This is a genomic window from Bifidobacterium scaligerum, assembly GCF_002802865.1.
GTDB lineage: Bacteria > Actinomycetota > Actinomycetes > Actinomycetales > Bifidobacteriaceae > Bifidobacterium > Bifidobacterium scaligerum.
This window is the reverse complement of record NZ_PGLQ01000001.1, coordinates 78,962-102,224: the sequence shown is the minus strand read 5'-3', so window position 1 is coordinate 102,224 and position 23,263 is coordinate 78,962. Positions and strand designations below refer to the sequence as shown.

The 23,263-nt window shown below is 58.0% G+C and carries 19 protein-coding genes; 8 read left to right on the top strand and 11 right to left on the bottom strand.

Annotated elements, in window-relative coordinates:
* Nucleotides 1–159: 159 nt before the first annotated feature.
* The 5 genes from xerD to CUU80_RS00375 all read right to left on the bottom strand — a co-directional run bounded on the left by xerD (nucleotide 160) and on the right by CUU80_RS00375 (nucleotide 4,757).
* Nucleotides 160–1,101 (bottom strand): site-specific tyrosine recombinase XerD, encoded by a 942-nt coding sequence (gene xerD / locus CUU80_RS00395; RefSeq protein WP_100495394.1) that lies wholly within the window; start codon nucleotides 1,099–1,101, stop codon nucleotides 160–162.
* Nucleotides 1,102–1,382: 281 nt separating this feature from the next.
* Entirely contained in the window at nucleotides 1,383–1,766 is a 384-nt protein-coding gene (rplT, locus tag CUU80_RS00390) for a 50S ribosomal protein L20 (protein ID WP_100495393.1), read from the bottom strand.
* A gap of 52 nt (nucleotides 1,767–1,818) precedes the next feature.
* Nucleotides 1,819–2,013, bottom strand: coding sequence for a 50S ribosomal protein L35 (rpmI, locus tag CUU80_RS00385; RefSeq protein ID WP_100495392.1), 195 nt, complete (start codon nucleotides 2,011–2,013; stop codon nucleotides 1,819–1,821).
* Complete coding sequence (gene infC / locus CUU80_RS00380; RefSeq protein WP_100495391.1) at nucleotides 1,994–2,746, bottom strand: translation initiation factor IF-3; 753 nt, start codon at nucleotides 2,744–2,746, stop codon at nucleotides 1,994–1,996. The genes rpmI and infC overlap by 20 nt, the downstream gene beginning before the upstream one ends.
* Nucleotides 2,747–3,080: 334 nt before the next feature.
* A complete protein-coding gene (locus CUU80_RS00375) occupies nucleotides 3,081–4,757 on the bottom strand; it encodes a spermidine synthase (RefSeq protein WP_165775764.1) in 1,677 nt (558 codons plus the stop codon).
* Nucleotides 4,758–4,861: 104 nt separating this feature from the next.
* Between CUU80_RS00375 and CUU80_RS00370 the strand changes: the two genes are divergently transcribed.
* The 3 genes from CUU80_RS00370 (at nucleotide 4,862) to ybaK (ending at nucleotide 7,666) form a co-directional block, all read left to right on the top strand.
* Nucleotides 4,862–5,587 (top strand): thiamine diphosphokinase, encoded by a 726-nt coding sequence (locus CUU80_RS00370; RefSeq protein ID WP_100495390.1) that lies wholly within the window; start codon nucleotides 4,862–4,864, stop codon nucleotides 5,585–5,587.
* A gap of 216 nt (nucleotides 5,588–5,803) precedes the next feature.
* Entirely contained in the window at nucleotides 5,804–6,862 is a 1,059-nt protein-coding gene (gene gap, locus CUU80_RS00365; protein WP_100495389.1) for a type I glyceraldehyde-3-phosphate dehydrogenase, read from the top strand.
* 294 nt (nucleotides 6,863–7,156) lie between these two features.
* The gene (ybaK, locus tag CUU80_RS00360) at nucleotides 7,157–7,666 is read left to right on the top strand and encodes a Cys-tRNA(Pro) deacylase (RefSeq protein WP_100495388.1); all 510 of its coding nucleotides are present in this window, start codon (nucleotides 7,157–7,159) and stop codon (nucleotides 7,664–7,666) included.
* A 219-nt stretch (nucleotides 7,667–7,885) separates the two neighbouring features.
* Here the strand turns inward: ybaK and CUU80_RS00355 are convergent, their stop codons facing one another.
* Together CUU80_RS00355 and CUU80_RS00350 are read right to left on the bottom strand one after the other, a co-directional pair.
* Nucleotides 7,886–9,253 carry a zinc ribbon domain-containing protein gene (locus CUU80_RS00355; RefSeq protein WP_100495387.1) on the bottom strand — a complete coding sequence of 456 codons (1,368 nt, stop codon included), beginning with the start codon at nucleotides 9,251–9,253 and terminating at the stop codon, nucleotides 7,886–7,888.
* 168 nt (nucleotides 9,254–9,421) lie between these two features.
* A complete protein-coding gene (locus tag CUU80_RS00350) occupies nucleotides 9,422–10,417 on the bottom strand; it encodes a 4-hydroxy-3-methylbut-2-enyl diphosphate reductase (RefSeq protein WP_100495386.1) in 996 nt (331 codons plus the stop codon).
* Between the two features lie 161 nt (nucleotides 10,418–10,578).
* On the opposite strand from CUU80_RS00350, the gene CUU80_RS00345 reads away from it, so the two are divergent.
* Both CUU80_RS00345 and CUU80_RS11205 read left to right on the top strand, forming a co-directional pair.
* The gene (locus CUU80_RS00345; RefSeq protein WP_100495385.1) at nucleotides 10,579–11,526 is read left to right on the top strand and encodes an aldose 1-epimerase family protein; all 948 of its coding nucleotides are present in this window, start codon (nucleotides 10,579–10,581) and stop codon (nucleotides 11,524–11,526) included.
* 123 nt (nucleotides 11,527–11,649) lie between these two features.
* The gene (locus CUU80_RS11205) at nucleotides 11,650–11,724 is read left to right on the top strand and encodes a 50S ribosomal protein bL37 (protein WP_003817083.1); all 75 of its coding nucleotides are present in this window, start codon (nucleotides 11,650–11,652) and stop codon (nucleotides 11,722–11,724) included.
* Between the two features lie 134 nt (nucleotides 11,725–11,858).
* On the opposite strand, the gene CUU80_RS11200 is transcribed toward CUU80_RS11205, so the two are convergent.
* Entirely contained in the window at nucleotides 11,859–12,212 is a 354-nt protein-coding gene (locus CUU80_RS11200; RefSeq protein ID WP_100495384.1) for a hypothetical protein, read from the bottom strand.
* Entirely contained in the window at nucleotides 12,212–12,928 is a 717-nt protein-coding gene (locus tag CUU80_RS00335) for a sigma-70 family RNA polymerase sigma factor (RefSeq protein WP_100495383.1), read from the bottom strand. The genes CUU80_RS11200 and CUU80_RS00335 overlap by 1 nt, the downstream gene beginning before the upstream one ends.
* A 182-nt stretch (nucleotides 12,929–13,110) precedes the next feature.
* Between CUU80_RS00335 and CUU80_RS00330 the strand changes: the two genes are divergently transcribed.
* The gene (locus CUU80_RS00330; protein ID WP_100495382.1) at nucleotides 13,111–14,664 is read left to right on the top strand and encodes a UDP-N-acetylmuramoyl-L-alanyl-D-glutamate--2,6-diaminopimelate ligase; all 1,554 of its coding nucleotides are present in this window, start codon (nucleotides 13,111–13,113) and stop codon (nucleotides 14,662–14,664) included.
* Nucleotides 14,665–14,757: 93 nt separating this feature from the next.
* Entirely contained in the window at nucleotides 14,758–15,756 is a 999-nt protein-coding gene (locus CUU80_RS00325; RefSeq protein ID WP_100495381.1) for a lipid II:glycine glycyltransferase FemX, read from the top strand.
* A gap of 173 nt (nucleotides 15,757–15,929) precedes the next feature.
* On the opposite strand, the gene smc is transcribed toward CUU80_RS00325, so the two are convergent.
* Together smc and CUU80_RS00315 are read right to left on the bottom strand one after the other, a co-directional pair.
* A complete protein-coding gene (gene smc, locus CUU80_RS00320; protein ID WP_100495380.1) occupies nucleotides 15,930–19,640 on the bottom strand; it encodes a chromosome segregation protein SMC in 3,711 nt (1,236 codons plus the stop codon).
* Nucleotides 19,641–19,697: 57 nt separating this feature from the next.
* Nucleotides 19,698–21,299 (bottom strand): bifunctional folylpolyglutamate synthase/dihydrofolate synthase, encoded by a 1,602-nt coding sequence (locus CUU80_RS00315; RefSeq protein WP_165775763.1) that lies wholly within the window; start codon nucleotides 21,297–21,299, stop codon nucleotides 19,698–19,700.
* 931 nt (nucleotides 21,300–22,230) lie between these two features.
* Here CUU80_RS00315 and CUU80_RS00310 point away from each other — a divergent pair.
* Nucleotides 22,231–23,223 carry a hypothetical protein gene (locus CUU80_RS00310; RefSeq protein WP_100495379.1) on the top strand — a complete coding sequence of 331 codons (993 nt, stop codon included), beginning with the start codon at nucleotides 22,231–22,233 and terminating at the stop codon, nucleotides 23,221–23,223.
* Nucleotides 23,224–23,263: the final 40 nt, after the last annotated feature.

Below are 23,263 nucleotides of genomic sequence, written 5' to 3'. Positions count from 1 at the left end.
ATCCTCTCCTCGATCGTCGCGCCAATCACCCATGTCAGCCTCGTCTCCTCGCCGAACACACCGCTCACCACTCATCCAGACTACTCGTGGGGCTCGGCCAGCGATCCAGAGACAATTGCATACGCGATTCCTACGAGCCTGCTGCCGAATACAAGCCTCTTAGCGGGCACGCGGATGGGCCATGAGGTACGCCTCGATGAGATGTTCCGGGCTCACATGCGTATATATCTGCGTGGTGGTCACGCTGGCATGGCCAAGCAGCTCCTGCACCGTGCGCACGTCTGCCCCGCCCTGAATGAGATGGGTGGCAAAGGAGTGTCGCAGTGTGTGCGGATGCAGCGGACGGGTGATACCTGCCTTCTGTCCTGCTTCCTTGACCACTTCCCAAATGGATTGGCGGGAGATGCGGCGGCCGCGTTTATTGAGGAAGACAGCGCGCCGTTCGGGGACTTTTGCAGTGGTACGACGTTCCAGCTCACCTCGCGCGGCATTGAGGTACCGGGCCAGTGCTTCGCATGCGTATCCGCCAATGGGCACGAGCCGTTGTTTGGATCCCTTGCCCATGAGCCGGGCGACATGTTCTGTCAAGTCGATGTCGTCGAGATTCGCGCCGGCAGCTTCCGAAACACGGCAACCGGTGGCGTACATGAATTCGAGCAACGCTTTGTTGCGCAACTGAACAGGGTCGGCGCTCACGCCGGCTGCGGTTTCGTCAGGCAGAACCGCATCAAGCAAACGCGCCACTTCATCAACGCTCAATACGTCCGGCAGCGTGGATATTCCCTTGGGTGCCTTGATCGAAGCAGAAACATCGTCTGAGACCATGTGCTGGGCAAGGGCGAAACGATGGAATTCATGCAATGAAGCGAGGCGCCGTGCTTTTGAGCGGGCGGATTCCCCTGCAGCGTCCAGCGCGGCGACGTAATCTTCCACATCCTGTCTGCCGATGTCTTCCGGGTTGCTGATGCTGCGGGATTGCAACCAGTTCACGTATTTGGTGATATCCGACTTGTAGGCGCCTACCGTGGCATCGGCCAGTCCCCGTTCCACTCCGATGTGGACGAGGAACTGTTCGGTAAGTCTGTCGAAACTGCTGGTCATGAGGTCCTATGGTAGGTCATACGGTCATACGACCGTATGACCTTTTGGAACAATACGCGTGCCATCTGCCGGTGTACGCTGTGCAAATACGTCGAAAACCGTGGGCGGAATCTTCCGAAGAGCAACGGATATGATAAGACCCCGCATATTGCGGGGTCTTATCAAGATATCAGCCTATGAGCAGCCGACCGGACTGTCTGCTTCACGCCCGACGCGTTTCACGCGTCCTTCGCAGCACAGCTGCTCACTTCGGCTACAGACAGTCCACCGGACTGTCTGTTTCACGCCTCAGCAGGAGCGTTGACGTCCTCAGGCAGAGCGGCCTTGGCAGCCTCGACGATGGTCTTGAAGGTCTCGGCATCGGAAACGGCGATCTCGGCGAGAGCGCGACGATCCAGCTCGATACCGGCCAGACGCAGACCCTGGATGAAGCGGTTGTAGGTGATGCCCTCAGCGCGGACGGCAGCGTTGATACGCTGGATCCACAGCTTGCGGAAGTCACCCTTGCGAGCCTTACGGTCGCGGAAGTTGTAGTTAAAGGAGTGCAGCAGCTGTTCCTTGGCCTTGCGGTACAGGCGGGAGCGCTGGCCGCGGTAGCCGGAAGCCCTCTCCAGAACAACGCGACGCTTCTTGTGGGCGTTTACTGCGCGCTTGACACGTGCCATAATCTATTCCTCAGCTTTCTAAAGTCTTATTCGTTCTTGTGAGAGTTCTGGCTCACTTGCCCAGCAGCTGCTTGAGCTTCAGGGCGTTGCCACCGCGCAGCACGTCGTCGGCAGACAGCATGCGGCGCTTGCGAGCGGACTTGTGCTCAAGGTTGTGACGCATGGCGGAACCGACGTGCTTCACCTTGCCGGTGCCGGTGATCTTGACGCGCTTGGAAGCGGCGGAATTAGTTTTCATCTTCGGCATTGCTGCCCTCCTTGCTGGTTTGCTTCTTCGTTTCGGAAGTCACGGGGGAAACCGAGGCCTTCGCCTCAGCCACGGCCTGGGCCTGCGCCTCCTGCTTGGCAGCCAGGCGAGCGGCCTGACGAGCCTGACGCTCGGCGCGGGACTCCGCACCACGACGGCGCTGCTCGGACTGCGTATGCACCTTCTTGCCCTTCGGAGCGAGGGTCATGATGATGTTGCGACCCTCCTGCTTCGGCTTGGACTCGATGGTGCCGAACTCCGCCACATCGTCAGCCAGACGCTGCAGTAGTTCCACACCGCCAATCGGGCGGGAGATTTCACGGCCACGCAGCATGATGGTGACCTTGACCTTATCGCCGCCGTTCAGGAAGCGGGTCACATGACCCTTCTTCACATCGAAATCGTGGTCGTCGATCTTCAGGCGGAAACGGATTTCCTTGATTTCCGCGGTGCTCTGGTTGCGGCGAGCTTCACGAGCCTTGATCTTCTCGTTGTACTTGAACTTGCCGTAATCGATGAGTTTGGCGACCGGAGGCTTCGCGTTGGGGGCCACCTCGACGAGATCGAGGTTAGCCTCCTTGGCCAGGTTCAGCGCGACGGTGGTCGCGATGACGCCGACCTGCTCACCCTTAGGGCCGATCAGACGTACCTGCGGGACGCGAATCTCGTCGTTAATACGTGGTTCGTCGCTGATGATGACTCCAATCCTCTGCTGTTCCTCGCGAGGCTCCATCGAAAGTCATGCAAAACATCAGTTCCACGGCAAGCCAAAACCTACGTCTATCAACGCACGTCATCAATTCGGACGCGTCAGAAGCGCATCACACCGGTTGCGTACTGTTTTCGCAATCGGAAAGGCTTTTGCCTTGGACCCGAGGCCTTGAAAGGCTTCCAGGTGGGGTTGCCCCGCTTTCTTGATTTCTCAAGCCAAATGGAGAGTTTACCACAGCCTCGGACATCGACACGCACAGTGCACGATGTCAACGCTCGGTTGACGATGTCAACCGCAATGACTGTAGCAGTTTGGTCGTCACGACAGCGTCACCGTCCGATCGACGTTCGTACAATCACTGCACGGCTCGCAGCAGCCCGCCGATGCCTTCGGTTTTCAGAATCTCGCGGTACGGGCCGGCCTCCTTGGCGATGAGCTGGTCAATGGCACGCATGCCGAGCACCTCGACCGGGGCCTTGTCGTCGGTGAGGATGGTCGAGGCTGAGCCCGGTGCCTCAACTTCCTCGAATCGCTCGGCGACTTCGTTCATATACCATTTGAGGTCTTCAGAACCGGTGCGCATATAGGTCACCGAACGCAGCGGAATGGCTTTGGCATCTCGTTTGATATCGCTTGCGCCTTTGGTGGACTTGTCTTCGCCGATGGTTTTGGCGAACAGCTCACGATTTGTAGTGCTTGGTACGTCGGCGGTCAGCATGTTGCGCTCCCCGAACACGCTGGCGATGGTATCGGTGAGCGCCTCGTTAATCGAGCCCGCACCATCCGAGATCATGTTCATGTTCACCACCATCACGCCACCGGGATTGAGATGGCCTTTTACCATAGTGAAGAACTCGGTGGAGCTCATCTGAAAAGGTATGGTGATGTCCTGATACGCATCGACCATGATGACGTCATATGTCTGGTCGGATGCCGCCAGCCAGGCGCGGCCGTCATAGGTGGAGACCGGAATCGAGGATGGTTCGTCGAAATACCGGCCGGCCAGATCGGTGATTTTCTGGTCGATCTCCACGCCGGTGATCTTCATATCCGGGTAGTACTGCTTGAGTTGGCGGGCGTACGTGCCGGTGCCCATGCCGAGAATCAGCGCGGAGTCGGCATGGTCGGCGAGCGCGGGAGCGGCGAGCGCGGTGTCGTAGTACATTCCGGTCAGTCCTTGGTTCTTCATCGTGACGGACTGGACGCCGAAAAGCACGTTGGTGGACAATATGGTTCGGTCGGACAGGTTCTTGACCTGCAGGTAGTTATATATGGACTCCCCTTCGTAGGCCAGAGTCGAGGAGTTCTCCCAGAATGCGAAGCCGGTCAGCGGCGACAAGCAGCTCGTGATGGCGAAGATCAGCGCGCAGACTGCGCAGGACACACGACGGGCTCGGATGGAGATGAAGTAGATCAGCGGGATGACCAGCAACGCCCCGGAGAAGATGAGGAAGCTGACGAACGTGCCGACTGCGGGAATCGTGACGAACGTGGGCAGGAAGGTGCCCAAAATGGAACCGATCGTGTTACATGCGGACAGGCGGCCCACCACCGAGGCGTTATCTTCCAGGGATGTGGTGGCGAACTTGTTGAGGCCGGCGGTCACGGTACCCAACAGGAACAGCGGCGGCACGAAGATGATCGCGCAGCTGACAAACGCGGCGATGATCAGGAAGTTCGTCGAGACGGTGACGATGAGCATGCCGGAGATCAGCAGAATCAGATATTTGCCGACCAATGGAATCAGCGAAATCCACACGGCGGCCACCATGATGCGCATGTACAGCTTGTCGGGATTGGGATCGCGGTCCGCCCAGCGTCCGCCGAACACGGCACCCAACGCAAGGGCGATCATGATGGTGCCGATGATGATGGTCCATACGATCTGCGAGCTGGAGAAATACGGCGCCAGCAGACGAGAGGCACCAAGTTCGGCGGCCATAACCGAAAGCCCCGAGAAAAATTCGGTGACGTACAGGAACACCTTTGATTTCAGGATGGGCCTCTCGCTCGCCTCGGTAATGTGCGCCATGCCTCTCCCCTTTCGCCTGTCTGCTTTCCCCAATGTTGTTCCGCTTCGCCCAGCCTAGCAGCGATATGCGGCGGCGAGCGGCACGGCGGGCTACAGTTGGACGCATGAGCAAGATATGCGTGATTTTCGGTGCCGGCGAATATTATGACGGCGATCCTGTGGTGCCAGACGGCGCGTATGTGGTGGCGGCCGACGGAGGACTCGACCACACGCGCCAGTTGGGCATCGTCCCCGATGTGATCGTGGGTGACTTCGATTCGTTGGAGGGACGGCTTCCGCACGATGGCACACGCACCATCGCGCTGCCGCCGCTGAAGGACGATCCGGATATGCTGTCCGCGCTCAAGGTCGGTTGGGCGGCAGGCTGCCGAGAGTTCCGCGTCTACGGCGGTCTCGGCGGACGCATTGACCATTCCATTTCATGCATGCAACTCATGGCATTGCTTTCACACCACGGGGCGAGCGGATACCTGTACGGGGACGGGTTGATCGTTACGGCCATCACCGACGGCAGTCTCTTCTTCCGTGCGCATCCCGTACCTGAAGACGGACGTATGGTGTCGGTGTTCTCCCACTCCGATGTTTCGCTTGGCGTGAACGAACCTGGGCTCAAATACGAACTGAAGGACGGCACGTTGACCAACACGGTGGTGCAGGGGGTCAGCAACGAGTTCCGCGATCACGTGGATGCGACGATCAGCGTGAACCAAGGCACGTTGATCGTCACCTTCCCCATCGAAGTGGCCCTGCCCAAGGTGGATCGGCTCCACGCCTTTGACGGCGACATCGGCGAACTGGACACCGCAGTGTCCAAACTGCTGGTGCGCTGACCGTAGTCGCGCACCGGCTTTGAGCCTTTTCGAGAACCGATGGACGGCCGCATGTCAAACGGAGTGTGAACGCTCACAAAAAAACGGGCGATTTTGCCCAAAACACATGCTGCAACGTTGATTTGTGTACAGGCGAGGCATTAAAGTAACAAGCGTTGGTAAACAATGGTCCGACGTGCGTCTGCATGTCACGGCCACCCTACAAGGGAGAATTACATGACAGTTAAGATTGGTATCAACGGCTTCGGTCGCATTGGTCGCCTCGCCTTCCGTCGTATCTTCGAGCTGCAGGCTCGCGGCGGCCAGGCTGGTGACATCGAAGTTGCCGCCATCAACGATCTGACCACCCCGGCCACCCTGGCTTACCTGCTGAAGTACGATTCCACCCACGGCACCTTCCGTCACGACGACGGCACCCCGGTCGATGTGAAGGCCACCGAGGACTCCATCGTGGTGGACGGCAAGGAATACAAGGTCTACGCCGAGAAGGACGCCAACAACATTCCGTGGGTCAAGAACGACGGTGTTGAGTACGTGCTTGAGTGCACCGGCTTCTACACTTCCGCCGAGAAGTCCCAGGCCCACATCAACGCTGGCGCCAAGAAGGTCCTGATCTCCGCTCCGGCCAAGGATGACGTCACCCCGACCGTCGTGTTCGGCGTGAACCACGACATCCTCAAGCCTTCCGACGTGATCGTCTCCGCCGGCTCCTGCACCACCAACTCCATGGCCGCCATGGTGAAGCTGCTGGACGAGAAGTTCGGCATCAAGGCTGGCTTCATGACCACCATCCACGCTTACACCGGCACCCAGATGCTGCTCGATGGCCCGCGTGGCACCAAGACCGGTCGCAACCTGCGCGCCGCTGCCATCAACACCATCGCCCACTCCACCGGCGCTGCCAAGGCCATCGGCAAGGTCGTTCCGTCCGTGAACGGCAAGCTGCAGGGTCACGCCCAGCGCGTTCAGGTTCCGGACGGCTCCGTCACCGAGCTGACCACCGTTCTGAACACCGAGACCACCGCCGACGAGATCAACGCCGCCTTCAAGGAAGCCTTCTCCAACACCGATTACTACGGCTACAACGATGAGGGCATCGTCTCCTCCGATATCCTTGGCGACACCCACGGTGGTGTGTTCGATCCGACCCAGACCGACGTCAACACCGTTGACGGCGTGACCCTGGCTCGCACCGTCTCCTTCTACGACAACGAGTACGGCTTCACCTCCAACATGATCCGTACCCTGCTGTACTTCGCTGAGATCTCCGAGTGAATCCACGCGGGTCTGCCCGCATAGGTTCATGTGAGAACTGAGCTCATGAATCCCGCCCGCTGTTGAGTGAGGCGGGATTTTTCATACCGGGCAAGGTCTCGACCGGGCGATCAAGCGTATTGATCCTTTGTATGTTCGCGTTCTTTACGGGACCTGCGCGAACATACAAAGGATTTATCCACTTCAAACCTTTGTATGTTCGCGGCGGCTTCGTAAGTAGCGCGAACATACAAAGGACCGCGATGAGCTTCAGTCGCTTTTATCCGTCACCGTCAGTGGTGTAGAACAGAAACCATGGCTAAGAAAAACAAACATGACAAGGGTGCTGGCTCCACGCCGGCAACCGTCCAGCTGGAGAAGGCCGGCGTGGAATTCCACGTATACGAATACGAACATTCGAACGATCATATGGACGACGGATACGGCGTAGAGGCGGCAACCAAACTCGGATTCGGCGAGCACCAAGTGTTTAAGACCCTGATGGCGGACACCGGTTCCGAACGTGTGGTCGGCGTGGTGCCAGTCAGCGGACATATGGATCTGAAGGCGCTGGCCGCAGCAGTCGGTGCCAAGAAGGCCGCCATGGCGGATCCGAAGGTCGCCATGCGTGAATCCGGCTATGTCGTCGGCGGCATCTCCCCACTCGGGCAGAAAACCCATCATAAGACGGTATTGGATGAAAGCGCCCTGCAATTTGATCAGATTCTGGTCTCCGGCGGCAAACGCGGCCTGTCCGTAGGCGTCCATCCTCAGGATCTGCTCACAGTATTAAACGCTATAGCCGCCCCGATCGGCACATGGTGACGCTCCGACGGCGCACGAAAAGGCGGTTGTCGAACGACATGGTATCGTTTGACAACCGCCTTTTCATACTAGAAACGCTTTTGGAAACTGTACGATTGCGACCGACTGGCTTCAGGATGGCTGGTCAGCCCAGCCGATCAGCCTACCGGGCACACCTCTGAAGCACCGGCATCGAGTCACATCACTGCGGATTCGTCCAGCTCAATTCCTTTCAGCGGGTCAGCCCACAGTGACCGGCATGCAGTCGTTCTGACCGAAACCGTTGTCACTGCACCAATCCCAGCCCTCATCGCGATCGGAGAAGCTTTCGCCGGAAAGAATCACATAGTAATCAGTGGTTCCGCTACGCTGGTAGTTGCCCCAGTCTCCGGACCAGACGAACAATGTGCTCGGCCACTGGTTCTTGAGATCAACGAACTGCTGCCATATATCCTGATAGGTCCAGGTTTTGCCATCCACCTGCATGTTGAGCTGCTTGCTGGAAAGCTGCGTAGTGTACGTGCTGGCAATATCACTGACCGCATCCTTGTCATGCTCGATTTGGCGGTCAATGGCGGCTTTGGCGACCTGTTCCCTGCCGTCCTTGTCCAAAGCATCGGCACCGGTAAAATCATCCGACTTGCTCGGCGTCGCCGCCTTGCCCTGTGCCGTGCCCTTGAGATCGCAAGTGACGCTCAGATCATCCCAACTGACTTGGTCCGGCACGAGCCAATACTGGCCTTGCACAAACGCGACCGAAACATTGGCGGACTCACCGGCGTCGGCAGTCACCGGGTCATCGGAAAAGTCATATACGGCATCAGCGAACGTGGCCTTATCGTTATCAGTCAACGTCAAACGGACGGCGCTGCCGTCCAGATTCAATGTGCTGTCTGCCCCGCAGGATGCCGTAGCTTCCAGCTTAATCACCAGGTCAGTGCCATGTACGGCATGGGAAGAAATAGTGAAATCCGGTGCCTTGTCACAAGCTTTCGCCTGTTTGGAATCCTTCTTGCCCTTCTCTGATTTCGTTGCGTTCTTGTCATCGGACTTGCTGCCGTCTGAAGCGCCCGCGGACTGCGACGAGCCGTTCTGAGAAGAAGCGGAACCTTCCATATGCGGACGAATTACAAAGAACCACAGTAGCCCGCCGACGATAGCCAGAACCGCTACGACCGCCACAATGATGGCAGCAATACGCCCCTTCTTCCCCTTGCCTTCGGCTTTACCGGAGGACGACGGATATGTTCCGGCAGCGGCGGAGGGCGGTACAGGAGCCGCGCCCATCGTTTGGGCGGGTTGCGGTGCAGGATATGTGGGAGCCGCCGCATACTGTGCGGGCATCGGCACGCCCGGCGCAGTCGGCAGGGCGGCGGAAGGATCAACCATCGTGGCATCGGAATCAGATGCCGGTTCCGGCATCGCTGCCGCACCCGGTACTCCGCCGGACACGGCAGCCCCATTCGGTACACCGGTCGGCACCGGCACGCCGGCACCGACAGCCGGCACAGTCGTTCCGGGCTGTGCAGGTTCCTGCTCCTGACCACACTGGATGCAGAATCGGTCACTCTCTCCAAGCTGGGCACCGCAATTGGTACAGAACCTCATCGTCTGGCCTCTCTTCTCCTTGCCGATCTCTCACAAATCTCACAAACGTCCGGCATGATTTCGCACGCCATTCGATGTCTTCGCCATACTAGGTCGAAGCCATTGAGCCGGCATTACGACGGCCATACTTCGGCACTGCACGGCTGTGCAAACCATTTCATCGTCGCCTTACTTCGACAACGCTCGCACCTGGGGCGGCAACACGAAATGCATGTTTTCCTTGATGGTTTCCACGGATTTCACACCGGTGAAACCCAGATTGCGCAAGGCCTCAATCACGCCGGACACCAGTTCGTCCGGCACCGAGGCACCGGACGAAATGCCGACAGATTCCACACCATCGAACCATGCGGGGTCCAATTCTCCGGCATCATCGACACGATACGCCTTGCCGCGTTGTCCCAAGCCTTCCTGCGCGACTTCCATCAGGCGCACGGAATTCGAGGAATTGGCCGATCCGACGATCACCACGCAGTCGGATTGCTCGGCGACCAGCTTGACCGCCGCCTGACGGTTTGAGGTTGCATAGCAGATGTCGGAGCTCGGCGGCTCTTCTATCCAGGGGAACCGTGCCTTTAGCGCGGCGATGGTGTCAGCCGTTTCGTCCACGCTCAATGTCGTCTGCGAAAGCAGCACCAATTTGGTGTCCGGAGCGAACTCCAATGACGTTACGTCGTCGGCGTGCTCGATCAGATGCACATGCTCGGGGCTCTCCCCCACCACACCGACCGCCTCATCATGACCGTTGTGGCCGATGTAGACAATCTCGTATCCTTCCTTCACAAAGCGCAGCACCTCGCGATGCACCTTACCCACCAGCGGGCAGGTGGCATCCACCACGTGCATGCCACGTCGCTCGGCCTCCGCCTTCACCACAGGAGATACGCCATGAGCGGAAAACACCACCGGTATGCCGGCTTGCGCCGCAGCATCCGGAACCTCCCCCAGCTCCTGCACGAATACTGCTCCCTGATTGGCCAGATCCTCGACCACATGCTTGTTATGCACGATCTGGCGGCGCACATATACCGGCGGCAACCCGTCCTCCCGGTGCAGTTTTCCGGCGGATTGCGCGGCCTTGAGAATCGTCTGCACGGTCAGAATCGCTCGATCGACGCCTGCGCAGAATCCTCTTGGATCGGCCAGCACCACACTTTTGGTCATCGTTCCTCCTCGCGAACGGCATCCGTCACAACACTGCTCTCAAGTCTAAGGCAAAGACACGCGCCGGCCCCCGCACGAATGCCGACAACGCACGGTAGACTGTTACGTTAGCGGTAACAATTGGTTGCCGACCATCCACACCTCACTATGGGAGTGATTCTATGACGAAGACAATGCCGCGCACCGGCCAGCAGTACAGCATCTCCTGTGGTGATTACGAGGCCGTAATCACCGAACTGGGTGCCACCATGCGCAAGGTCACCTATCAGGGCAAAAACGTGATCGTGCCGCTCGGCCCGGACGATCCGGTCACCTGCTGCCACGGCCAGCTGCTGGTCCCCTTCCCGAACCGCATCGCCGCAGGCACCTACGAGTTCGAGGGCACGACGTACACATTGCCGATTGACGAGCACGACCGCAACACCGCTATCCACGGCTATGGATACCGCGCGTTCTGGAAACTGGAGTCTCTGAGCGAAACGTCAGTCACCCAGTCTTGGCGTCCGCCGTTCCTGCTGGGATACCCGTTCAACATCACGGTCTACGCCACGCATGAAATCACCGAGGACGGTCTGAAGATCACAGTGACGGCCGAAAACAACGGCGACGTAGATGCACCTTGGGCTCTGGCGATCCATCCTTGGCTTGACAACGGCTTCAACGGCTACGGCGACGAAATCGACGGACAGAACGCCCAGTGCCGTCTGACCGTGCCCGCCGAAACCCATGTCACCGTGGATGAGAACCTGATTCCGACCGGCACCGAGCCGGTGGCCGGCACCAAGTACGATCTCAACTCCAACCCGTTGCTGACCGAGCAGCCGTTCGACGACGCGTGGACCGACCTGAAGCACGACGCCGACGGCACGGTGACCGCCACGTTCACCCGTCCGGACGGACTGGTGATCAAGGTCGGCGGAGACGAGACCATCACCTCCTTCCAGGTATGCACCGGTACCGGCTTCCCGGCCTACATGCACCCGGCCGGCACTGCCGTTGAGCCGCAGACCGCCTATGCGAACGCATTCAACACCGGCAAGGATCTCATCGTGATCAAGCCGGGCGAGTCGAGCACCACCACGCTGTTCATCAAGGCCGAGCAGCACTGATAATCAAGATCACGCCCATAAGATCCTTCGCGATACGGACCCGATGACACCCGTGTTGCATCGGGTCCCGACGGTGTGGCATAATGCCGAAGGCTTATTTTTCTTGAAGTAAAGGAGTCCATCATGGGCATGCGCGGACGTAAGCGTAAGGATCGTCGTAAGAAGGCCGCCAACCACGGCAAGCGTCCTAACGCCTGATTCTTGAGTTCCTTTCGGGAACACGAAAAGCCCGTCTGCTTTGCATGGATCTGCAATGCGGACGGGCTTTTTGCTTGTGATCACGGCATCATCTCAACATCGAAATCAACATCGAACCGGCCGTGACACTCAAGCTATTCACCACAGCAATGGTCCAATGTGGCTTTCAGGCGAGCCATCAGGCATTCGGGAGCCTCATCTGGGCGCAGGTACGCGCGGAGCGCGGCGATCAGCGCCTGTTCACGCGCATCACAACACGTGGAGGGATCGAAACAGTCACCGGCACTTGTCTCATCCGAAGCATTCGTGAAAGACGACATCTCTTCGCCACAAGCCGAACCATAACGACCGCCACCGGTCCCACAGCCGCCGTCAACGTCTATGCGGCGCTGCTGCGAGGTGATATGCACTTCAGTTCTGGTCACCGTTCCATCGGCGCTCGCACTGGTAATGGAGATATGACGGGTTTCAATATTGCGCTCGTTCATCAGATCTCCTTTCCTGTATTTTCATTATCGCCGTTTCGCATGGTTTGAACAACGCCGCTTGAAGACTTCGCGGACGGTGAACTACCGGCACGCCTCGGAGCGTTCGTTCCGACGGACGATTGCGGCTGCCGGCCAGCCTGTCCGTTCCGATCCGCTGTCACATACCCTCGTTCACGAGCATATGCCGCCAATTCTCGCTTCAGCTGAGTACGCGCACGGTTCAACCGGCTCATCACCGTGCCGATTTTCACTCCCTGCTCATCAGCCACCTGTTGATAGGACTTACCGTCGATGGCCGCATCGATAAACACCTGACGACGTTCGGGAGACAATTTGGCGAGCGCCTTCATGATCTCCTCGGGGGCGAAGGCGTCCAGATACTCCTCCTCAGCGGATTTGAGACCGTCCGACGTATGCTCCGCGGCATCATAGATGTCCCAGTCGTCATACTCGCCTGTCGAATCATTGGCTCGTTGCGGACGGCGCTTGGCTTTGGCGTACTGGTTGAAGTAGGCGTTGCGTTCGATGGTGGTCATCCATGCCTCAAAGTTCGACCCGTCCTGGAAGGAATCGAATGCTTTGAATCCGCGTTCGAATGTGTCCTGCACCAGATCCTGAGCGTCGTCGGGATTGTTGGTCAGACGCATGGCCTGACGGTACAGAGCATTGACGGCCGGCATGGCTAGACGCTCGAATCGCGCGCGTTTGGCCGCCATGGACTCCCCCGCCACGGGTGCCGCGGGTTCCTGCCCGGGTTGCTCGATCGTTTCGCTTGTCGTCACGATTGCTCATTCTAGCCAAATCATGTGCCTATATCGTGGCTGATACCGCGTGAGTCATGTCACGATACAGTCTCCTTGTAGAATGACTAATCGGCTAACAACAGGGAGAACGACTTATGGCTTTGACTTTGGCTTCTGCCGCCGCGCTGCTCAGGGAACATCATCTGCTGCGCGAGATTATTCAGCATGACGTATGGACCGATGACGCCACACTCATCACCGCCGCCGATGAACCATTCACGGCAATCACGTACGACACCCGCAAGGTCACCCCCGGCACGCTTTTGTGTTGCAAAGGCCGCTTCAAGGCCGAATACTTGACCGGCATTGACGGCAAAGGCCTTCAGGCGTACATGGCCGAAACCGACTACTCCGCAGTGACCGACGCCCCCGGTTTGATTGTCAACGACTCCCGCAAGGCGATGAGCCTGCTGTCTGCGGCGTTCTATGGCCGCCCGCAGGACGAATTGACGGTAATCGGCATCACCGGCACCAAGGGCAAAACCACCACCACCTACTTCACGCAGACGCTGCTCAACGCCGTATCCGACGGCAAAGCCGCGTTGTTCTCGTCCGTGGACAACTGTCTCGACGGCCACACCTATGTGGAATCCGATCTGACCACACCCGAATCGATGGACGCCTTCCGCATGATGCGCGAAGCCGCAGATAACGGTATGAAGTATCTGGTCATGGAGGTCTCCTCCCAGGCGTACAAGGTGGATCGCGTCTACGGGCTCACCTTCGATGTGGCGGCTTTCCTCAATATCTCCCCCGACCACATCAGCCCCATCGAACACCCCACGTTCGAGGACTACCTGTACTGCAAGCGCCAGATTGTGGCCAACGCGAAGTCTCTGGTGTTGGGCGCGGACAGCATGCACGCGGATCTGATTCGTCAGGATGCCGAGCTTGCCGGCATTCCGGTCACCACATTCGCCTTGCACGATGCCAGCGACCAAGGCACCGCGGCAACAGTCACCGCTCATCCTGCCGACGCCACGCATTCCACATTCCGCATTGCCGCGAACGGCGTTGCTCTGGGAGACTTCCACTTGTCCATCGACGGTGATTTCAACTATCTCAACGCCGCGGCGGCCATCGCCATCGCTCACGCGGCAGGTGTGAGTCTGGACCAGACCGAGTCGTTGCGTGCCATTGAGCCGGTGCGGATCGCCGGCCGTATGGAACAGTTCCGCGACCCGCAGTCCAATACGCTGGCGATCGTGGACTACGCCCACAACTTCGCGTCCGTGACCGCGCTGCTCGATTTCGTATATGAGCGTTGGGGAGCCGAGCGTCCGCATATCACGTTGATCACCGGTTCGGCCGGCAACAAGGCGTACGACCGCCGCAAGGAGATCGTCGAGGCCGCGCAGGATCGCATCAACAATTTCATCTTTACTGCCGAGGATACGGACAGTGAACCGTTCATCGACATCTGCATGGAGATGCAAGGCTATATTACGAACAAGCACGTGTCCTCCACGGTGATTTCCGACCGTCCGACCGCCATTACGAACGGCATTTACGATGCACGCGCCCACGCCGACCGCTTCAACATCCTGCTGATCATCGGCAAGGGTGATGAACGTTGGATCAAGGAGCATAACAAGCATGTGCCATTCGAAGGTGATGATCGCATCGTCGAACGTATGTTTGGCCTGTGACGGTCGGATGCGGACAGTGTAATTCAGACAGTGCAATAACGACGATTCGAGTAATCAGGTAAGTACGAAGGAAAAGGAAAAGGCATACTATCAATGATTACGTTGGAGAAGGTTGACGGACAGACCCTAGAGGCTGAGGCGGCGAGGGCAGCCATCGCTCTGCCAATCGAGCAGACCAAGGTGTGGTCGGCGTTCCAAGCGGATATCGAGGGACGCACACCGTGGGGCGACTATCTCATCAAGCGTGACGGTCAGGTCATCGCTGTGATCTCGTTCATCGACTTCGAGACGCATGGCTATCACTACCTGCGTTCGATGCACGGCCCGGCATGGGCTGTCAAGCCCGGCGAGGCTGAAGAGCGCGAGGTCATCGACGCCATCGTGGCCATGGTCAGGAAAACCGACAACAAGGTGGCATTCCTGCGCATCGACACGTGGTACACCGGCGGCACGCAGAAGGTGCTTTCTACCGTGCCGTACGATTTCACCGTGGTCATCGACGTGACCGGCGGCGACGATGCGATTCTGAGCCGTATGAAGCGCCGTGGTCGTCGCGATGTGCGCAAATCGTTGCGTGAGTGCCCGGCCGAGGTGTCGGATGAAACCGAGCAGGCGTTGGCTGATTTCACCGAGTATTACGACGTGATGGTCGAGACCGGCGAACGTGACGGGTTCCGTCCGGCACCGATGAGCGACTATTCCGATATGATTCGCGCGTTGGGTGCCGATCATTGCCGCGTGTTCGCCGCCCGTATCGAGGGCCGTGTGGTGGCGTGGTCGATTGTCACCGTAAACGGCACGCGTGCCGTGCGCTATTACGCCGGCATGCGCAATGAGGTGATGCGTCTTCACGTCACGGACAAACTGCTTTACTCGGAGTGCTGCATTCTGGGGGCTCAGGGCATCGCTGACTACGATCTCATGGGCATCGGCTCCGATTTCGCTCCATCCCTGAAGGGCCTGAACGAGTTCAAGACCAAGTTCACCGAGGAGATCACCCCGGTGGCGCCGGCCCGCGATGTGCCGATCAAGAAGCTCTTCTACTGGGCGCTGCAAACCGCGCAAAGCGTGCGCAAGTCGCTGCGAAAGTAGTCCTCCCTGCTCTGGCTTGTGCCACTCTGCTTGTCTTACGCAAGGTCATAAGCCGTTTGAGGAATCGGTCGTTTTCGGCCGATTCCTTTTTTGTTTTCCTTACTGTATCGCTCGTTATGCTGCTCATCTGCGAGTCGCAAGTCGCAACTCGTGACCTACGACTCGCGACGATATTATTCCCGCAGTTTCTGACTGATGACTGCGGTCACGCCATCGGCTCGCATCGTCACACCGTATAGCGCGTCGGCAATGGACATCGTGCGCTGCTGATGGGTGATGATGATGAGCTGGGCATGCTCACGCAACTCATTAAGCGCGTTGATCAGTCGCGTCAGGTTCACATCATCCAACGCCGCTTCAACCTCGTCCATCACATAGAACGGGCTGGGCCGCGCGGTGAAAATCGCAAACAGCAGAGCCAACGCGGTCAATGAACGCTCTCCACCAGACAACAGGCTCAATTGTTTGACACGCTTGCCCGCAGGACTGGCCTCCACCAGCACGCCTGTGGTCAGCAGGTCGTCCGGATTCTCCAACCGCAGACGACCGGTGCCGCCGGGGAACAACGTGGCGAACACCTGTTCAAAGGCTTGGGCGGTATCGTCAAATGCCGATTGGAACACCGACACCATCGTGGCATCCAGATCTTTGATCAGCTGCATCAGATCGTCACGTGATTTGACGACATCGTTGCGCTGATCGTTGAGGTATTTGTTGCGTTCCTCCAACGCCTCATATTCCTCGGTGGCCAGCGGATTGATTTTGCCTAGCGCCGCCAGATCACGACGCGCCTTGTCCAAACGTTTGCGTTGTTCGTCGCGAACGTAAGGCACGGTTTGATATTGGCGTCGCAAGTCAGGTCCTATGTTGGAATCTGCAGATTCCGTAGGACCTGCTACGCCCACGTCTGTGATCGCGCCACTGTCCGATTCATCACCGTGCGGATTATCGTCGTCTGAATTATCGTCATTCAAAGGTATGGGATTACCGTTCTCGTCCAGTACCGGAACCGGCTGATTGGGACCATAGTCACGTATCAGTTCCTCCAGTCCCAAGCCGAGTTCATCGGCAACTTTTTGGGTGAGCTGCCCGGCTTCGGAAGCCAGACGTTCACGATTGACGTCCAGAACATGTTCCCGTGCGACAAGATCGGAGACTTTCGGTTCGAGGACATCCCGCTCGGCACGCAAGGTTTTCAATTCCTCGTTATGTTCCGATACTTCCGCCTGCAAACGGTCACGTTCGGCCGTCACATCGCTCAAGGAACGCGCAACCATGGCGGCTACCTCGCGCGCATCACAAGCCACAGCTCGAAGGCGTGCCGCATCAGCACGGCGACGTTCGTTCGCCGCTTCAAGACGCGCCCGCCTCTCGGTCGCCTCCTTGGCGTTGTCTCGAAGCAATCCGGCCTGACGAATCAATGATTCCGCTTTACGGCTGGCGTCATTCCAAGCGATCTTTGCCGTCATCTCATGCTCTCGGGCTTGACTCAATGCCTGTTCCAGCGCGTGTTCCCGTTCAGCAAGCGTATCGAAGTCAGCATGGTCCGCGGTTGATTGCTGCGCGCCCTGTAACGCCTCACGAAGATCAGCCAGTCTCATCCGGTGCGCGTCCCGGTCATCTTCAACAGCAGTTTCGGATGCGTCCAGCTGCTTGAGCTGCTTGGTGATGGCGGTGATACGAGCGTCTGCCGCAGCCAGTTCACGTTTCATCTGCTGCGCTTTGAGACGAGCTTCAGTACGCTGAGCCGACTCATGATCCACAAGGCGTGCGGCGTCGTCACATTCGGCCATAGCCGGCACCACCTGCGCATCCAATGCGGCGAGCGCGGCATCAAGTTCCTTGATCTGCGCCAGCGCCTTGTCCCGTCGTGAGGCGAGCAGCAGGTCCGACTGCGCCATGGAAGAGCCGCCCATAGCCGCTACACCATAGGCGAATATCTCTCCGTGTCGCGTCACTGCGCGCACAGCCTGTCCTGAGCTCACTACGCGCTGAGCATGCTCCGCCGTATCAACCGCCGCGATACCGGTCAGCAGCCGACGTACCGCGCGCACGACCGCCATGGCCTGTGCGGCATCGGGCGCGTCGGGATTGGGCCCAATCAGGTCTGATAGCGGGCGGAAACCGTCATCGGATGCATTGTCTGCCGCATTGCCCGACATGTTGCCGGCCATATCACCAGCGCCGTTCATCGCGATCACCGCGGCTTTGCCAAGCCTATCCTCGCGCGCGCGAGCCATCGCATGCATCATATTGTCGGTTCCAGGCACCACCATCGCGCCGGAGAACTGATCGAGTGCATGGGAGACGGCTTCCTCCCATCCTTCAGTCACATGGATGAAATCGGTGAGTCGGCCCAGACTACCCACGGCGTCGTCATGTTCCAAAGCGCCGGACGCATTGCGACTGCCAAGCGTCTCTTGCAATGCATCGGCTTTGGCCTTGAGGGAGATGATGCGGGCTTGCATGTCACGCTGACGGTTCGTGAGCTCACCCAGTGCATCTCGGCATTCGGCAAGTCGAGCACGGGCCGCATCGAGCGCGGTGCTATCGTCATCGCCGTGCGCCGAGGCTTCGGCTTGCAGCGACATCAGTTGTTCGCGCGCCTCATCACGCTGATGCATCAGCGTTTCACGCTGTCCGGCATGGTCCTGCAATCTGTTCTCCGCCAGCTCTACGGCCGATTCCTCTCGGGCGATGAGCTCACGCAATCGCGTGATCTGCTGATCTCGCTGCTGAACCGTTCGGCGCAGTTCGGTCAACGTCTGGCGTATGGCGGCAAGTTGCTTCTCGTTGCCTGCGCGTTCCTCAATGGCCTTGTCAAACGCAAGACGCATGTCAGACACGACTCCGTTGTGCTGCTCGGCCTGGACCTCCAGTTCGGCTGCGCGGGCGGAAAGCAGATCCGGATCCTCGCCGAAATTCGTCGTGATCTGGCCGGCGATCGAGGTGCTGCGCTCTTCGGCGAGTTGCGCCAATGATTGCAATCGCTCCTGCATTTGGGCGAGATCATGCCATTGCTGGTTAATTTGCGCTACAGCGGGGCTGGCCTCAGATCCCATCGCCTCGACCTGTTCAATACGAACCTTGAGCCGAGCCAGTTGTTGCTGCGCATTGGCAAGTGTGGATCGTACCTGTCCAAGCTCTTCGCGTACGGTTGCACGACGAGTCATCGACTGCTGCGCATCGTCGGCATATAGGCGCGCCTGAGCATCGCGCACGGAAACCTGAATCGCATCCGCTCTGCGGGAGATGCGTGCCTGGCGTCCCAATGGCCCCAACTGTCGATGCAACTCGTGCAGCAGGTCATCCAGCCGATTCAGGTTTGCTTCAGTATTGGCCAGCTTGCGCAGCGCACGTTCCTTGCGTTTGCGATGTTTGAGAATGCCGGCCGCCTCTTCGATGAAAGCCCTATGTCCGGTGGGATCGGCCTTCAAAATCGCATCGAGCCGTCCCTGCCCCACAATGACGTGCATCTGCTGGCCGAGACCGGTATCCGACAATAGCTCCTGAATATCGAGCAGGCGACAAGCTGAACCATTGATCGCATATTCCGAGCCACCATTGCGAAAAATGGTGCGCGAAATGGTCACCTCGGAGTAATCGATATCCAGCGTGTGGTCCGAGTTGTCGATTGTCAAGCTCACCTGAGCGCGACCAAGCGGCGGCCTGGAGGATGTGCCGGCAAAGATCACATCCTCCATGGACGTGCCACGCAGATTTTTCGCGCCCTGCTCACCCATCACCCAAGTCAGAGCATCAACGATGTTCGACTTTCCCGAACCATTGGGCCCTACGACTGCGGTAATACCGGGCTCGAAGCGCAGCGTGGTTGCGGATGCAAAAGATTTGAATCCGCGTAAGGTGAGTTCCTTAAGGTACATGGCGGACTGTTCCGTTACCTGATGATGGCTACCGGCTGATGACGCGAAACCTTCGCGCTATTGATTATCGGATTCGGTCGCCTGGGTCCCATCACCGCCATGCCGCTGCGTGGACGCATGCCCAAGGCCGAGTACGTCGAACACATCGAAATCATCGGGACTTACCTGATCGTCGAGATTGTCGGCCGCCTCCTGGTCATCGGCATCTTGCCGAGCCTGTTCATCATCGGGATCGACCACCGGCTGATGAATCGCCATCGCCTGCTGCATAGTTGGGCTGGCATGCTCTTCAAGCATTGTGCGGGCATCTCCAGCGGTCACGAAGCTGCCGCAGATGAGCACGCCATGACCGTATCCCACACCTAGCTCATCCTCGGCATCTACCATGTTCACGGCGGTCTGGATGGCATCCGGCAGGTTCGCCTCCTTGACCACGCGGTCGCGGCCGAATACCTCCACAGCGATCTTCTCCAGCTCGTCGGCTGGCATCACACGATCACGCCACGAGTTTTCGGTCACCACCACGGAGCTCAGAATCGGCTCCAACACACCGAGGTATTCTTCGACCTGCTTGTCACGCATCATGGCGACCACGCCTACCAGCTGCTTGAAATCGTAGGTCTCCTCAATGGCCTTGCGCAGGGCTTCGGCGGCATTCACGTTATGGCCGCCATCCAGGATGATGGTGGGCGAGGTGCGAATCTGCTCAATACGACCTGGAATCTTGACCGAGCTCAATGCTTCGGCCACCAGATCGCCATCCAGAGGACCGTTGACCGGAATGACCACTTCGGCGGCGGCGAGCGCGGCGAGCGCGTTATGGGCCTGATGTTCACCGAACTTGGCGATGGGTACGCCCTCATAAGTGCCGTTTGGCGTGGTAAGCGTAGCGACCTGTCCGCCGACTGCGGCCATACGGTCGGTTACGGTCATCTCGTATCCGTCACGTACCAGCGTGGCATGGTTGCGTGCGGCTGCCTCTTCGATAATCGGCATTACTGCCTCTTCATGAGGTTGGGGACCGATTACGGCGGTGCAACCGGGTTTGATAATGCCGACCTTCTCGCCCGCGATCTTTTCGACCGTATTCCCAAGCCACTGCATGTGGTCCATGTCCACCGGGCCAATGATGGCGGCGTCCGCGTTGAGTACATTCGTAGCGTCCCATGCGCCGCCCATGCCGACTTCTACGATGGCCACGTCCACCGGGGCATCGGCGAACTTCCAGATGGCCATGGCGGTCAGGACCTCGAAGAAGCTCATCTTCGGTTTGCCCTGTTCTTCCATTTTGGCATCTACAAGTGCCACAAGGTCCTTGGTCTGGTCCCAGATATCAATGAAATCATCATCAGAGAGCTGCTGACCGTCGATGCAGATACGCTCGTTGACCTTCTCCAGATGCGGCGAGGTGTACAGGCCGGTACGCATGCCATAGGCACGGCAAATGGCCTCGGCCATGCGGGCGGTAGACCCCTTGCCGTTGGTGCCGGTGATGTGGATGACGCGGAACGACTGCTCAGGATGTCCCAACAGGTCAAGCATCAGATTCATACGATCCAGATCAAGATTGGTGGTGTTATGCTCCGGCGGACGGCTCATGATATCCAGCTCAACGTCTCGGATCGTTTCATTGTTCCTGTTCGGATGCTCGAATGACATGTCGCCTGTTCCTCCTCTTAGCCTTCTGTCTGATGCCTTCTGCCTATGCCGCCTGATTTGCCGTCGATCTTGCCGCCACGTTCGTGCGACTCGCGTCAGCTTCCGACAGTCGCTCCCTTCACCGGTCGCCGGGGCCCATTCCCATGGTCCGGCTATTACGCCGTGTGGAATGCCTATAGACAAACTTCACTCATCTTAGCCGTCGGGGTGGTTTATCGGCTTAGGGCATAGTCTTTCCTCTTCTTTCATCGCTCGCATCGGGTAAAGCGGTCCTTACCGCCTTACCCCTTCTCAATAAATGCACTGGCAGATCAGCCTGTATGCCAATCGATTGAACCAATAACCAGACCATCATGCCGATTGCGACGGCTTATCATATTGCGCTGGCTTATCCAATCGGGCCGATCAGTCAATAGGATTCAATGAGAGCCGATGAGAGCCAATCAACGCCCCGGCAAAGTGACGTCAGCATAATAGCTTTTGGCAGAATACCGTCTATAGGCAGCGATTCTGACGTCTCACAGCCAGCCTTTGGCATGCTAGGCCCGCCAAAGCACCGTGTAGCGACGTCACCGTGCCAGGCAATGGCCCGAATACCCCACTCGAAACGCTTATACCGCGGCTGTCATGCCAAAACGTGGCACACTCCCCTCCTATCAGCACGGCAGTGAAGGCATCATGCCACATAATGGCAAGCATCGTCTCCAGCGCGCATACATATGTTCGATTACTCTGCGATTACACCGCGATTACTCCCCCGATCAACCTTCTTTAGGGCATCATCAAGCTGAGTTATCCACATTCGCCACGCAATGCCGCAATTCGCTACATTCCAACGTTGTATGCACCAAGAACAAGCTGATTATGAAGCTAGAACCACATAAGCGGGAATGGCTCGTGCTCTACTGCATCAGCAGATACCGTTACCGATATGAGAACACACAAAGCCATAATGCAGCTGCTCCAAGAGGCACAAACCGAACGCCGATGCGCATATTCACGTATTCCCTCAGAGCAATCGGCACTGCAACGTCGCGCACAAACAGGGGAACTTGTCAATACCTATCGAGGCTCCCCAAGCCTCTATTCCGACTCATCGTATTGGAACCAGCTCACGCCGCCCGAGCAAACGCTGCACATCGCCAAAGGATTGGCACATGCACATCCGGATTGGATATTCAGCGGTCTGACGGCCGCAACTGCATATGGTTTTGAGCATCAGTGGTGCTTGCATAACGGATCGGTCTCCATTGCGACGCGGCATCACGGTACGCAACGGCTCCACCAGGGGCTTAAGCGTGTATATATGCCAAAGGCCTTTGCACATACGAGACGGGATTCCGCCACTGGGTTGCTATTGGTTTCGCCTGCTCATGCACTTATCGAATGTGCCCATGAGTATGATTTCCGTTTCGCGTTGCCTTTCTTTGATTCAGCTCTCGCACGAGGGGTCACCGTCGAAGAAATCATAGAAGCCTACGGCAAATCGCACCATAACATCGTCCCGGTCTTTCACCTGTTGCAGCAAGCGAATCCTCGTAGCGAGAACGGAGGTGAATCCTTGATGCGCGGAACCATATATGAGGATCAATTCGTCATGCCGCGCATTCAGGTTTCCGTCAAGGATCCAAAAACCAGTTCGGAATACCGGGTGGATTTTGTCTGGCGGCTGAACAACGGACGTGTCGTAGTCGCGGAATATGACGGAACACAAAAATACATAGATCCGTCCATGACCGGTAATCGCAGCATCCAGGAAATGATTGTCAAGGAACGCGAACGTGATGACGGGTTACGGCGTGCCGGAGCTACTGAGATACTCCACGTTACTTATCCCGAAGTGATTGATCGAGTTCCTCTGCACTTGAAACTGTTGAAGGCCGGAATACCTCAGAGAGCCGACACGTCGACAGGCATGTCATAGCTCCTATACATTACCGGCATTTCCTCGGCGGCATCTTACT

What these genes read in the sequence shown, in the direction of transcription:
- xerD (WP_100495394.1), bottom strand. Translation starts at nt 1,101, where the DNA reads ATGACCAGCAGTTTCGACAGACTTACCGAACAGTTCCTCGTCCACATC.
- rplT (WP_100495393.1), bottom strand. Translation starts at nt 1,766, where the DNA reads ATGGCACGTGTCAAGCGCGCAGTAAACGCCCACAAGAAGCGTCGCGTT.
- rpmI (WP_100495392.1), bottom strand. Translation starts at nt 2,013, where the DNA reads ATGCCGAAGATGAAAACTAATTCCGCCGCTTCCAAGCGCGTCAAGATC.
- infC (WP_100495391.1), bottom strand. Translation starts at nt 2,746, where the DNA reads ATGGAGCCTCGCGAGGAACAGCAGAGGATTGGAGTCATCATCAGCGAC.
- CUU80_RS00375 (WP_165775764.1), bottom strand. Translation starts at nt 4,757, where the DNA reads ATGGCGCACATTACCGAGGCGAGCGAGAGGCCCATCCTGAAATCAAAG.
- CUU80_RS00370 (WP_100495390.1), top strand. Translation starts at nt 4,862, where the DNA reads ATGAGCAAGATATGCGTGATTTTCGGTGCCGGCGAATATTATGACGGC.
- gap (WP_100495389.1), top strand. Translation starts at nt 5,804, where the DNA reads ATGACAGTTAAGATTGGTATCAACGGCTTCGGTCGCATTGGTCGCCTC.
- ybaK (WP_100495388.1), top strand. Translation starts at nt 7,157, where the DNA reads ATGGCTAAGAAAAACAAACATGACAAGGGTGCTGGCTCCACGCCGGCA.
- CUU80_RS00355 (WP_100495387.1), bottom strand. Translation starts at nt 9,253, where the DNA reads ATGAGGTTCTGTACCAATTGCGGTGCCCAGCTTGGAGAGAGTGACCGA.
- CUU80_RS00350 (WP_100495386.1), bottom strand. Translation starts at nt 10,417, where the DNA reads ATGACCAAAAGTGTGGTGCTGGCCGATCCAAGAGGATTCTGCGCAGGC.
- CUU80_RS00345 (WP_100495385.1), top strand. Translation starts at nt 10,579, where the DNA reads ATGACGAAGACAATGCCGCGCACCGGCCAGCAGTACAGCATCTCCTGT.
- CUU80_RS11200 (WP_100495384.1), bottom strand. Translation starts at nt 12,212, where the DNA reads ATGAACGAGCGCAATATTGAAACCCGTCATATCTCCATTACCAGTGCG.
- CUU80_RS00335 (WP_100495383.1), bottom strand. Translation starts at nt 12,928, where the DNA reads ATGGCGGCCAAACGCGCGCGATTCGAGCGTCTAGCCATGCCGGCCGTC.
- CUU80_RS00330 (WP_100495382.1), top strand. Translation starts at nt 13,111, where the DNA reads ATGGCTTTGACTTTGGCTTCTGCCGCCGCGCTGCTCAGGGAACATCAT.
- CUU80_RS00325 (WP_100495381.1), top strand. Translation starts at nt 14,758, where the DNA reads ATGATTACGTTGGAGAAGGTTGACGGACAGACCCTAGAGGCTGAGGCG.
- smc (WP_100495380.1), bottom strand. Translation starts at nt 19,640, where the DNA reads ATGTACCTTAAGGAACTCACCTTACGCGGATTCAAATCTTTTGCATCC.
- CUU80_RS00315 (WP_165775763.1), bottom strand. Translation starts at nt 21,299, where the DNA reads ATGTCATTCGAGCATCCGAACAGGAACAATGAAACGATCCGAGACGTT.
- CUU80_RS00310 (WP_100495379.1), top strand. Translation starts at nt 22,231, where the DNA reads ATGAGAACACACAAAGCCATAATGCAGCTGCTCCAAGAGGCACAAACC.